Annotated in this window: 10 protein-coding genes; all 10 read left to right on the forward strand. The window is 60.2% G+C overall.

Annotation, left to right across the window (positions count from 1 at the left end):
* Window positions 1-103: 103 nt before the first annotated feature.
* The 10 genes from nuoG (at window position 104) to I3J13_RS00780 (ending at window position 12,476) form a co-directional block, all read left to right on the forward strand.
* Complete coding sequence (nuoG, locus tag I3J13_RS00735) at window positions 104-2,185, forward strand: NADH-quinone oxidoreductase subunit NuoG (protein WP_196377717.1); 2,082 nt, start codon at window positions 104-106, stop codon at window positions 2,183-2,185.
* 13 nt (window positions 2,186-2,198) lie between these two features.
* Window positions 2,199-3,245, forward strand: coding sequence for an NADH-quinone oxidoreductase subunit NuoH (gene nuoH / locus I3J13_RS00740; RefSeq protein ID WP_003521518.1), 1,047 nt, complete (start codon window positions 2,199-2,201; stop codon window positions 3,243-3,245).
* Between the two features lie 36 nt (window positions 3,246-3,281).
* Complete coding sequence (nuoI, locus tag I3J13_RS00745; protein ID WP_003496449.1) at window positions 3,282-3,773, forward strand: NADH-quinone oxidoreductase subunit NuoI; 492 nt, start codon at window positions 3,282-3,284, stop codon at window positions 3,771-3,773.
* 136 nt (window positions 3,774-3,909) lie between these two features.
* The gene (locus I3J13_RS00750; RefSeq protein ID WP_003521517.1) at window positions 3,910-4,524 is read left to right on the forward strand and encodes an NADH-quinone oxidoreductase subunit J; all 615 of its coding nucleotides are present in this window, start codon (window positions 3,910-3,912) and stop codon (window positions 4,522-4,524) included.
* A 28-nt stretch (window positions 4,525-4,552) separates the two neighbouring features.
* Window positions 4,553-4,861 (forward strand): NADH-quinone oxidoreductase subunit NuoK, encoded by a 309-nt coding sequence (nuoK, locus tag I3J13_RS00755; RefSeq protein ID WP_003521516.1) that lies wholly within the window; start codon window positions 4,553-4,555, stop codon window positions 4,859-4,861.
* A 7-nt stretch (window positions 4,862-4,868) separates the two neighbouring features.
* Window positions 4,869-6,866, forward strand: a complete 1,998-nt coding sequence (gene nuoL, locus I3J13_RS00760) for an NADH-quinone oxidoreductase subunit L (protein WP_196377718.1) — start codon at window positions 4,869-4,871, stop codon at window positions 6,864-6,866.
* A complete protein-coding gene (locus I3J13_RS00765) occupies window positions 6,866-8,377 on the forward strand; it encodes an NADH-quinone oxidoreductase subunit M (protein WP_196377719.1) in 1,512 nt (503 codons plus the stop codon). Before nuoL ends, I3J13_RS00765 begins: the two co-directional genes overlap by 1 nt.
* Before the next feature lie 18 nt (window positions 8,378-8,395).
* The gene (gene nuoN / locus I3J13_RS00770; protein WP_003521512.1) at window positions 8,396-9,838 is read left to right on the forward strand and encodes an NADH-quinone oxidoreductase subunit NuoN; all 1,443 of its coding nucleotides are present in this window, start codon (window positions 8,396-8,398) and stop codon (window positions 9,836-9,838) included.
* A gap of 26 nt (window positions 9,839-9,864) precedes the next feature.
* Complete coding sequence (locus I3J13_RS00775) at window positions 9,865-10,605, forward strand: biotin--[acetyl-CoA-carboxylase] ligase (protein ID WP_196377720.1); 741 nt, start codon at window positions 9,865-9,867, stop codon at window positions 10,603-10,605.
* A gap of 203 nt (window positions 10,606-10,808) precedes the next feature.
* Window positions 10,809-12,476: a ribonuclease J gene (locus tag I3J13_RS00780; protein WP_174039075.1), complete on the forward strand. Its 1,668-nt coding sequence runs from the start codon at window positions 10,809-10,811 to the stop codon at window positions 12,474-12,476.
* Window positions 12,477-12,575 lie beyond the last annotated feature (99 nt).

Here is a 12,575-nt window from a genome sequence, read left to right on the forward strand (position 1 = left end):
CATGAAGCGCCTGGCAGACGATACGAGTGCCGGACGCGATTAAGGATTTGTTGCGGACCGTGTGAGACATGGGACGAACAGGCAACAGGACGTAAGTAGAACCATGGCAAAGCTCAAGGTTGACGGTAAAGAGATCGAGGTTCCGGATCATTTCACGCTGTTGCAGGCGTGCGAGGAGGCTGGTGCCGAAGTTCCGCGCTTTTGTTTTCATGAGCGCTTGTCGGTCGCGGGTAACTGCCGCATGTGTCTCATCGAGGTGAAGGGCGGACCGCCCAAGCCTGCCGCTTCCTGCGCCATGGGCGTTCGCGACGTTCGCGGCGGCCCCAACGGCGAATTGCCTGAGGTTTTCACCAACACGCCGATGGTCAAGAAGGCTCGCGAAGGCGTGATGGAATTCCTGCTCATCAACCACCCACTCGATTGCCCGATCTGCGACCAGGGCGGCGAATGCGACCTGCAGGACCAGGCCATGGCCTTCGGTATCGCCGGTTCGCGTTACGCGGAAAACAAGCGCGCGGTTGAAGACAAATATATCGGTCCGCTCGTCAAGACTGTGATGAACCGCTGCATCCACTGCACGCGCTGCGTCCGTTTCACCACGGAAGTGGCCGGCATTGCCGAACTCGGCCTCATCGGCCGCGGCGAAGATGCAGAAATCACCACCTATCTCGAGCAGGCGATGACCTCGGAGCTGCAGGGCAACGTCGTTGATCTCTGCCCGGTCGGCGCGCTCACCTCCAAGCCTTTCGCCTTCACCGCCCGCCCGTGGGAACTGAACAAGACCGAAACCATCGACGTGATGGACGCGCTCGGTTCGGCCATCCGCGTCGACACCCGTGGCCGCGAAGTCATGCGCGTCATGCCGCGCGTCAACGAGGCGATCAACGAAGAGTGGATTTCCGACAAGAGCCGCTTCATCTGGGACGGCCTGAAGACACAGCGCCTCGACCGCCCTTACGTCCGCAAGGATGGCCGTCTGCAGCCCGCGAGCTGGGGTGAAGCCTTCGGTGCTATCAAGCAGGCGGTAGCCGCGACCAACGGCCAAAAGATCGGCGCGATTGCCGGCGATCTGGCCTCCGTTGAAGAAATGTTCGCGCTGAAGTCGCTTCTGGCGTCGCTCGGTTCGGCCAATGTCGATTGCCGTCAGGATGGCGCTGCACTCGATCCGTCGCTCGGCCGTGCAAGCTACCTGTTCAACTCCACCATCGAAGGTATCGAACAGGCCGACGCCCTGCTGATCGTTGGTTCCAATCCGCGTTACGAAGCGGCCGTGCTCAACGCCCGCATCCGCAAGCGCTGGCGTCGCGGCGGTTTCCCGATCGGCGTGATCGGTGAAGCCGGCGAACTGCGCTACAACTACGAATATCTCGGTTCCGGCGCTGAAACGCTGTCCGATCTGGCCAACGGTTCGCACAGCTTCGTTGACAAGCTGAAATCCGCCAAGAACCCGCTGATCATCATCGGCCAGGGTGCGCTGGCGCGCGCTGATGGTGCAGCCGTACTGGCTGCCGCCGCCAAGCTCGCTACCTCGGTAGGTGCTGTCACCGAAGAGTGGAACGGCTTCTCGGTTCTGCACACCGCCGCTGCCCGCGTTGGTGGTCTCGATATTGGCTTCGTGCCGGGCGAGGGCGGTGTTGCCGCCGCTGAAATGGTCGCGTCCATGGACGTTCTCTTCCTGCTCGGCGCCGATGAACTCGACCTCTCCAACAAGGGCGCCAAGTTCACCGTCTATATCGGTAGCCATGGCGACCAGGGCGCGATGAACGCCGACGTTATCCTTCCGGGTGCGGCCTATACCGAAAAATCCGGTATCTGGGTCAACACCGAAGGCCGCGTGCAGGTGGGCAACCGCGCCGGTTTCGCACCGGGCGAAGCCCGCGAAGACTGGGCGATCCTGCGTGCGCTGTCCGATGTTCTCGGCAAGAAGCTGCCGTTCGATTCGCTGCCGGCGCTCCGCGGCCAGCTCTATGTCGCGCATCCGCATCTGGCGGAAACCGACGAGATCGTCGCCGGCACGGCCACGGATATCGAAGCGCTGGCCGGCAAGACCGGCTCGCTCAACAAGTCGGCGTTTGCCTCGCCGGTAAAAGACTTTTATTTGACGAACCCGATTGCGCGCGCATCCGCTGTCATGGCCGAGTGCTCCGCATTGGCCCGCAACAATTTCCAGGCTGCGGCAGAGTAAGGGTAGGGGATTTATGGAACAGTTTTTCTGGAGCTACGTCTGGCCCGCGCTGATCATGGTCGGCCAGTCCCTGCTGCTTCTCGTTTGCCTTCTGGTGTCCATCGCGTTCCTGCTGCTTGCCGACCGCAAGGTCTGGGCGGCGGTGCAGCTGCGTCGTGGTCCGAACGTCGTTGGTCCCTTCGGTCTCTTCCAGTCCTTCGCCGACCTGTTGAAGTTCATCTTGAAGGAGCCTGTCATTCCGGCCGGCGCCAACAAGGCCGTTTTCCTTCTGGCGCCGCTGGTTGCGGTGACGCTGGCGCTCGCCACCTATGCTGTCATTCCCTTCAATGAGGGCTGGGTCGTCGCCAATATCAATGTCGGCATCCTCTATATCTTCGCGATTTCCTCGCTTGAAGTATACGGCATCATCATGGGCGGCTGGGCCTCGAACTCGAAGTACCCGTTCCTCGGCGCGCTGCGTTCTGCCGCGCAGATGGTGTCCTACGAAGTGTCGATCGGCCTCGTCATCGTCACCGTTCTGCTTTGCGTCGGTTCGCTGAACCTGACGGACATCGTTCTGGCCCAGAAGACCGGCCTCGGCACCATGCTTGGCCTGCCTGCCTCGTTCCTTGACTGGCACTGGCTGTCGCTGTTCCCGATGTTCATCGTGTTCTTCATTTCGGGCCTTGCCGAAACCAACCGTCCGCCCTTCGATCTTCCGGAAGCGGAATCGGAACTGGTTGCCGGTCACATGGTCGAATATGGCTCCACGCCTTACATGATGTTCATGCTCGGCGAATATGCTGCGATCGTGCTGATCTGCTGCCTGACGACGATCCTGTTCATGGGCGGCTGGCTGCCGATCGTGGATGTGTGGTTCCTGAACTGGGTTCCGGGCATTGTCTGGTTCGCGCTGAAGGGCTGCATGGTCTTCTTCATGATCGCGCTGACCAAGGCTTTCGTTCCGCGTTACCGTTATGACCAGCTCATGCGTCTCGGCTGGAAGGTGTTCCTGCCGCTGTCGCTCGCCATGGTCGTTATTGTTGCATTCGTATTGAAGCTGACGGGGTGGGCCGGTTGATGTCCGTACTCCTCGCTCAGAAATCTGGAGACTGAGATGGCAAGCCTCTCCCAAGCCGTCAATTCACTGTTCCTCAAGGAGTTCGTGGGCGCGATCCTGCTCACGATGCGCCACTTCTTCAAGCAGAAGGCGACGGTAAACTATCCTTTCGAAAAGGGCCCGGTCTCTCCGCGTTTCCGTGGCGAGCACGCGCTGCGCCGTTATCCGAACGGTGAAGAGCGCTGCATCGCCTGCAAGCTGTGTGAAGCGATCTGTCCCGCTCAGGCGATCACCATCGAAGCCGGCCCGCGCCGCAATGACGGCACCCGCCGCACGGTGCGTTACGATATCGACATGGTGAAGTGCATCTATTGCGGTTTCTGCCAGGAAGCCTGCCCGGTGGACGCCATCGTCGAAGGCCCGAACTTCGAATTTGCGACGGAAACCCGCGAGGAGCTTTATTTCGACAAGCAGAAGCTTCTCGACAATGGCGACCGCTGGGAGCGTGAAATTGCACGCAACCTCGCACTGGATGCGCCTTACCGTTAAGGCGCAACCGTCTTTCCGGGGGAGACCCCGGAAAGCGATGAAAAGTAAAATGCCTGCGCGGTTTTCGCCGGCGGGGACGAAACGGGTGAGGGGCCTTCGAGCCATCTTTGCCCGATGAGGACAAGAAGGCACCAACATGGGTCTGCACGCTGTATTCTTTTATATATTCGCTTTCGTCGCCGTGGCGTCTGCGTTCATGGTCATCGCATCGAAGAACCCTGTTCATTCGGTGCTGTTTCTGATTTTGACCTTCTTCAACGCAGCCGCGCTGTTCCTGCTGACGGGCGCCGAGTTCCTCGGCATGATCCTGCTGGTGGTTTATGTCGGCGCCGTGGCGGTGCTCTTCCTCTTCGTCGTCATGATGCTGGATGTGGATTTTGCAGAGCTTCGCTCGGGCGTGCTGCAATATGCCCCGGTCGGCGCGCTGATCGGTGTCATCCTGGCGGCGGAACTGATCGTCGTGGTCGGCGGCAGCATGCTGAACCCGATTGCGGCCAAGTCCATCACCATGCCGATCCCGCCTGTCACCGAACGCACCAATACGGCCGCCCTCGGCGACGTGCTCTATACCAATTACGTCTACTTCTTCCAGCTCGCCGGCCTCGTGCTGCTGGTGGCCATGATCGGCGCCATCGTGCTGACGCTGCGTCATCGCACCGACATCAAGCGGCAGGATATCTCCACGCAGGTCGGCCGCGACCCGAAGACCGCCGTTACCACGGTCAAGGTCAAGCCGGGCCAGGGCATCTGAGGCGCGAACGGATCCAAGGAAACAGAACATGGAAATCGGTCTTTCCCACTACCTGACGGTCAGCGCGATCCTCTTCACGATCGGCGTCTTCGGCATCTTCCTCAACCGGAAGAACGTCATCGTCATCCTCATGTCGATCGAACTCATCCTGCTTGCGGTCAACATCAACATGGTGGCCTTCTCGGCCTTCCTGAACGATATCGTCGGTCAGGTCTTCGCTTTGTTCATTCTGACCGTCGCAGCCGCCGAAGCGGCCATCGGTCTTGCAATACTCGTTGTCTTCTACCGCAACCGCGGATCGATCGCCGTCGAAGACGTCAATATGATGAAGGGCTGATAAGGCTATGATCTACAAGGCTATCGTCTTTCTTCCACTGATCGGCTTCCTGATCGCCGGCCTGTTCGGCCGCTCGATCGGCGCCAAGGCTTCGGAATATGTCACCACCGGTCTGATGATCGTGGTCGCCATCCTGTCCTGGATCGTGTTCTTCACCGTCGCGCTCGCCCATGGCGAGCCGGGTGAGGTGATCAAGGTCACCGTGCTGCGCTGGATCCAGTCCGGCGGCATCGATGTCGAATGGGCGTTCCGCATCGATACGCTGACGGCCGTCATGTTCGTTGTGGTCAACACGGTCTCGACGCTGGTGCATCTCTATTCGATCGGATACATGCACCACGATCCGCATCGTCCGCGTTTCTTCGCCTATCTGTCGCTCTTCACCTTCGCCATGCTGATGCTGGTGACCTCCGACAACCTGCTGCAGATGTTCTTCGGCTGGGAAGGTGTGGGTCTGGCGTCCTATCTGCTGATCGGTTTCTGGTTCAAGAAGCCGTCCGCATCGGCTGCCGCCATGAAGGCCTTCATCGTCAACCGCGTCGGTGACTTCGGCTTCATTCTCGGCATTGGCGGCGTGTTCGTGCTGTTCGGCTCGATCAATTTCGAAACGATCTTCGCTGCCGCTGCGACCTATCTGCCGGCTGAAGGCGCTGCCTCTTCGGAAACCGTCATCAACCTGTTCGGCATGCAGCTGGACAAGGTCAATGCGATGACGGGCGTGTGCCTGCTGCTCTTCATGGGCGCGATGGGTAAATCGGCGCAGTTCCTGCTGCACACCTGGCTGCCGGACGCGATGGAAGGCCCGACCCCGGTGTCTGCCCTCATTCACGCCGCAACCATGGTCACCGCCGGCGTCTTCCTCGTCGCCCGCATGTCGCCGCTGTTTGAACTGTCGCATGATGCCTTGACCGTCGTGACGCTGATCGGCGCGATCACCGCCTTCTTCGCGGCAACCGTCGGCCTCGTGCAGAACGACATCAAGCGCGTCATCGCCTATTCGACCTGCTCGCAGCTCGGTTACATGTTCGTGGCGCTCGGCGTCGGCGCTTATGGCGCTGCCGTGTTCCACCTCTTCACGCACGCCTTCTTCAAGGCCCTGCTGTTCTTGTGCGCCGGCTCGGTCATCCATGCCGTCGATGGCGAGCAGGACATGCGGTACATGGGCGGCCTGCGCAAGCATATCCCCATCACCTTCTGGACCATGACCGTCGGTACGCTGGCGCTGACCGGCGTTGGTATTCCGGGCACGATGATCGGTTTTGCCGGTTTCTTCTCGAAGGACGTCATCATCGAATCCGCTTACGCGTCCCATTCGGTTCTCTCGGGCGTCGCCTTCACGCTGCTGGTCATCGCGGCCCTGTTCACCAGCTTCTACTCCTGGCGTCTGGCTTTCATGACCTTCTTCGGCAAGCCGCGCGCTTCGGCCGATGTCATGCACCACGTGCATGAATCGCCGATGGTCATGTTGATCCCGCTCTTCATCCTCACCGTCGGTGCGATTTTCGCCGGTGTGGCCTTCGAAGGTTATTTCTTCGGTCATGAATATGCCGAGTTCTGGAAGGGCGCCCTGTTTACGCTTCCGGAAAACGAAATCCTCGAGGAATTCCACCACGTTCCGCTGTGGGTGAAGTGGAGCCCGTTCTTCGCCATGGCCCTTGGTTTCGTGACCGCCTGGTACATGTACATCAAGTCGCCGGAGACGCCGAAGCGTCTGGCCGAGACCCATCGTGGCCTCTACCAGTTCCTCTTGAACAAGTGGTACTTCGACGAACTCTACGACTTCCTCTTCGTTCGTTCCGCCAAGGCGCTCGGCCGCTTCCTGTGGAAGAAGGGCGACGTCGCCGTCATCGACCACTATGGACCGAACGGCATTGCAGCGCGTGTGGTTGACGTGACCAACCGCATGGTCCGCCTGCAATCCGGTTACCTCTATCATTATGCCTTTGCGATGCTGATCGGCATCGCGGCGCTTGTCACCTGGATGATGCTCGGGAGTGCCCTCTGATGACCGATTGGCCTATTCTTTCAACGGTCACCTTTCTGCCGCTCGTCGGCGTGGTGCTCCTGCTTCTGACGAATGAGAACGGCCCCTATGGTCGCCGTAACATTCTCAATGTCTCGCTGCTGACGACCGTTTTCACTTTCCTGGTGTCGCTCTTCATCTGGATCGGTTTCGATAATTCGAACCCCGGTTTCCAGATGGTGGAAAAACACGCCTGGTTCGGCAACATCGCTGCCTATCATCTTGGTGTCGACGGCATCTCCATGCTGTTCGTCATCCTCACCACCTTCCTCATGCCTTTCTGCGTGCTGGCGAGCTGGGATTCGATCGAGAAGCGCGTCAAGGAATACATGATCGCCTTCCTGCTCTTGGAAGTCGTCATGGTCGGCGTCTTCGTGGCGCTGGATACGGTTCTCTTCTACGTCTTCTTCGAAGCGACGCTGATCCCGATGTTCATCATCATCGGCGTCTGGGGCGGCAAGGATCGCGTTTACGCATCTTACAAGTTCTTCCTCTACACGCTGCTCGGCTCGGTTCTGACCATGCTCGCCATCATGGCCATGTACTGGCAGGCCGGTACGACGGACATGACGGAACTTCTGAAATACGGCTTCCCGGCCGGCATGCAGACCTGGCTGTGGCTTGCCTGTTTCGCCGCCTTCTCGGTCAAGATGCCGATGTGGCCGGTGCACACCTGGCTGCCGGATGCCCACGTTCAGGCGCCGACCGCAGGTTCCGTCATCCTTGCCGGCGTCATGCTGAAGCTCGGCGGTTACGGTTTCATCCGCTTCTCCCTGTCGATGTTCCCGCTGGCCTCTGATTATTTCGCCCCCTTCGTTTTCACGCTGTCGGTTCTCGCCATCATCTACACCTCGCTGGTGGCGATGATGCAGGACGATATCAAGAAGCTGATCGCCTATTCCTCCGTCGCCCACATGGGTTACGTGACCATGGGCATCTTCGCCGCCAACGTTCAGGGCGTGCAGGGCGCAATCTTCCAGATGCTGTCGCACGGCATTGTCTCGGGCGCGCTCTTCCTATGCGTCGGCGTTGTCTATGACCGTCTCCACACCCGCGAGATCGCGGCCTATGGCGGCCTCGTCAACAACATGCCGAAATATGCCGTCGCCTTCATGATCTTCACCATGGCCAATGTCGGTCTGCCCGGCACGTCAGGCTTTGTCGGTGAATTCCTGACGCTGATCGGCGTATTCCGTGCCAACACGCTGGTCGCGCTGTTTGCGGCAACCGGCGTCATCCTCTCGGCCGCTTATGCGCTGTGGCTTTACCGCCGCGTGATCTTCGGTGCGCTGGAGAAGGAAAGCCTGAAGTCGATGCTCGATCTGTCGACCCGCGAAAAGGTCATCCTTTATCCGCTGGTTGTGCTGACGATCTTCTTCGGCGTCTATCCGGCGCCGGTGTTCGATGCGACAGCCGCATCGGTCGATCTTCTGGTAAATAACTATACGGCTGCATTGCAGGCGGCGCAAAATGTTGCGCTCTCTATGAATTGACGACAGGACCCGTTGGACATGACCGCTGAAATCCTTTTTGCCAGTCTGCACATTGCGACGCCCGAGCTGATCCTTGCGGTCGGCGCGCTGGCGCTGCTCATGATTGGCGTCTTCTCGGGCGACAAGTCGACAACGACGGTCACCGGCCTTGCCGTTGCCCTCCTGCTCGTCGTCGGTCTCTGGATCATCTTTGCCCCCGCTTCGGGCGTGGCTTTCGGCGGTGTCTACATCGCCGATGCCTTCGGCAACTTCATGAAGGTACTGGCGCTGATCGGCTCCATCACCGCCATGATCCTGGCCGTCGGTCAGGGCCGTTTCGAACCCATCGGCCGTTTCGAATATCCGGTGCTGCTGGTTCTTGCGACCCTCGGCATCCTGCTGATGATCTCGGCCAACAACCTGATCTCGCTCTACATGGCGCTGGAACTGCAGTCGCTGGCGCTCTACGTCGTCTGCGCCATCAACCGGGAAAGCCTGCGCTCCACGGAAGCGGGCCTGAAGTATTTCGTGCTCGGCGCGCTGTCTTCCGGCATGCTGCTTTACGGCATGTCGCTGGTCTACGGCTTCACCGGCAATACCGGCTTCACCGAAATCGCTCAGGTTCTGGCCTCGGAAACCCGTTCCCTCGGTCTGGTCTTTGGCCTGGTCTTCGTTCTCGCCGGTCTCGCCTTCAAGATTTCGGCCGTGCCGTTCCACATGTGGACGCCGGACGTTTATGAAGGCGCGCCGACCCCGGTAACGGCGTTCCTGTCGGCTGCGCCGAAGATTGGCGCCATGGCGATCCTCGTTCGCATTGTCATCGAGGCGTTCCAGCCGGTCTTCGCCGACTGGCAGCAGATCGTCGTGTTCATCTCCATCGCCTCCATGCTGCTCGGCTCCTTTGCCGCAATCGGCCAGAAGAACATCAAGCGCCTGATGGCTTATTCCTCCATCGGTCACATGGGTTATGCGCTGGTTGGTCTCGCTGCGGGCACCGAAGCCGGTGTTGCCGGCGTCATCCTCTACATGACCGTTTATATGGTCATGACGCTCGGCACCTTCGCCTGCATTCTCTCCATGCGCCGCAAGGAAATCGGCAATGTCGAGACTGTCGAGGATCTGGCCGGTCTTTCCTCCTCCAACCCCTTCATGGCGGTTGTGCTGACGATCCTGATGTTCTCGCTTGCCGGCATCCCGCCGCTCGCCGGCTTCTTCGGCAAGTATTATGTCTTCCTCGCTGCCATCGAGGCGAAGCTCTATCCGCTCGCCATCATCGGTGTCATCGGCTCGGTTGTCGGCGCCTATTATTATATCCGCGTCGTCAAGGTCATGTGGTTCGATGAAGCCAAGGACAAATTCGAGCGTCCCGCCGGCGAACTCAAGGTCGTTTACGCGCTTTCCGGCCTCTTCGTTGTCGCCTTCATCGTCTTCGGCGGTGCACTCGGCAACGCGGTGACAGTTGCGGCGAAGACCTTCTTTTGAGCAGCACGCACAAGCATACGGGCCGGATGTCCATCGATGACTTCCGGCACGAGGCGATGGCGGAAACGCCGTCGACCAATCTGGAATGTTTCGCCCAGGCAAGGGCGGGCGATGGCGGCAATCTGTGGATCACCGCCATCCGCCAGACTGGCGGACGCGGCCGTCGCGGCCGTCCATGGGTCTCCGAACCCGGCAATCTCTACGCCTCGCTTCTTCTGATCGATCCCGCTCCGATGGATCGCATAGGGTCTCTGCCGCTTGCCTTCGCTCTGGCTGTTTATCGCGCCATCCGCGCAGTGCTGCCGACGGGCGGTGAACCGCTCGAAATCAAATGGCCGAACGACGTTCTGATCGGCCGCCGCAAGACCTGCGGCATTCTGATGGAGGCGGAGCTGCTGCCGGATGGCCGACGCGCCATCGTCATCGGCATCGGCATCAATATCGCCCATAAGCCGGAAAATCCGCTTTACCCCGTCACCATGCTCTCCGAACATGGGGCGTCCTGCTCGCCCGACGAATTGTTCGCCCATCTTTTCCGTGAGACGGCGGAGGTGCTGGGGGATTGGGACGAGGGCAGGGGCGTTGCCGGCATCATGGCTGGCTGGCGTGCCGCCGCCTGCGGTATCGGCGAGCATATCACCGTCAATTTTCCGGACCGTTCGATTGGCGGGCGTTTCGTCGGGATTGATGATAATGGTTATCTGCTGCTGGATGAGGATGATGGCGCAAGGCGCTCGATTGCCGCCGGCGACGTGTTTTTCGGATGAGGTGAACGGCGCGACCCGAAGGCCGGCGCCGAACCGCTTTCGACGGGTTGGAGCTTTCCTGCGGCTCATGAAAAGCAGGGTGACAAACCGGTTCCGCATCGGCCCGGTCGATCAGATGGTTCAACAGGTTCGATGCTGGATAGGCTGGCGGGCGCGGCCAATTGCCGTCGCCTGCATGCTTTCGTGAATGGATAAGAAAAACAATGGCTAAACAGGACGAACTGGTCTTTGTGCCGCTTGGCGGCGTGGGTGAAATCGGCATGAATCTGGCGCTTTACGGCTACGGGCCGGAAAGCAAGCGCCAATGGATCATGGTGGATTGCGGCGTAACCTTCGCCGGCCCGGACCTGCCGGGCGTCGATCTGGTGCTGCCTGACATCAGCTATATCGCCGAGCAGAAAAAGAACCTCAAGGGCATCATCATCACGCACGCCCATGAGGATCACTACGGCGCGCTGAACGATCTCTGGCCCGGCCTCAACGTGCCGGTCTATGCCTCACCTTTCACCGCCGGCATGCTGGAAGCCAAGCGCGCCTATGAAGGTACGCGCGCCGAAATTCCGGTGACGATCTTCAAGGCGGGCGACCGCATCAATGTCGGCCCGTTCGAAATCGAGGCGGTCGGCGTCAACCACTCCATTCCGGAGCCGATGTCGCTGGTCATTCGCACGCCGCTCGGCAATGTCATCCACACCGGCGATTGGAAAATCGACGAAGCCCCGTCGCTCGGTCCGTTGACGGATGAGGCCCGTTTCCGCGCCATCGGCGAAGAGGGCGTGCTGGCGCTGATGTGCGACAGCACCAATTCGGTGCGCGATGGCGTATCGCCCTCCGAACACGAGGTTTCCGAAGGCCTGCGGCAGATCATCGAAAATGCCGAGGGTCGTGTGGCCGTCACCACCTTCTCCTCCAATGTCGGTCGCATCCGCTCGATTGCGCAGGCCGCGGAAGCAGCCGGCCGCGAGGTGTTGCTGCTCGGCTCGTCGCTGAAGCGCGTCGTCAACGTCTCGCAGGATCTCGGCATCATGGAAGGCATCAAGCCGTTCCTCGCCGAAGATGAATATGGTTATATTCCGCGCGACCGGGTGGTGTTGATCCTGACCGGTTCGCAGGGCGAGCCGCGCGCCGCACTCGCCAAGCTTTCGCGTGACGAGATGCGCAATGTGGCGCTGGCTTCCGGCGATACGGTGGTGTTCTCATCGCGCGCCATCCCCGGCAATGAGAAGGCGATCATCGACATCAAGAACGGCCTCATCGAGCAGGGCGTCCATATCGTCACCGACAATGAGGCGCTGGTGCATGTCTCGGGCCATCCGCGCCGCAACGAACTTCTGAGGATGTACGAATGGACGAAGCCGCAGATCGTCGTGCCCGTCCATGGCGAGGCGGCGCATCTGGTGGCGCAGAAGGAACTGGCCGAACAGGCCGGCATTTCGCAGGTGCCGAAGGTGCGCAACGGCAATGTTCTGCGCCTTGCGCCGGGTCCGGCGGAAGTCATCGACGACGTGCCGCATGGCCGCGTCTTCAAGGATGGCAATCTCGTCGGTGACATGGACGAGATGGGCATCAGCAATCGCCGCAAGCTGTCCTTCGCCGGCCATGTTGCCGTCAATGTCGTGCTGGATAGCCGTTACGATTTCCTCGGCGATCCCGATGTCGTGCCCTTCGGCCTGCCGGAATTCGACGACGAGGACGAGGCGATGGAAGACACGCTTTATGACGCCGTGCTCGGCGCCGTCGAAAGCATTCCGCGTGCCCGCCGCAAGGATCTCGATCTGCTGCGTGAAGCGGTGCGCCGCGCCGTGCGCGCCGCCGCCAACCAGAGCTGGGGCAAGAAGCCGATCGTGACGGTTTTTGTAACCAAGGTCTGAGCCGGGAGCTTCCCGTCAATCGGCCAGGACGTCTGCCTCTTCTCCGTTAATTTCAGGGCCGTGCCGCAAAGCGCGGCCCTTCTGTTTTTCTTTTAGGGT

The sequence above is a fragment of the Agrobacterium leguminum genome, from assembly GCF_015704895.1.
Taxonomy (GTDB): domain Bacteria; phylum Pseudomonadota; class Alphaproteobacteria; order Rhizobiales; family Rhizobiaceae; genus Agrobacterium; species Agrobacterium leguminum.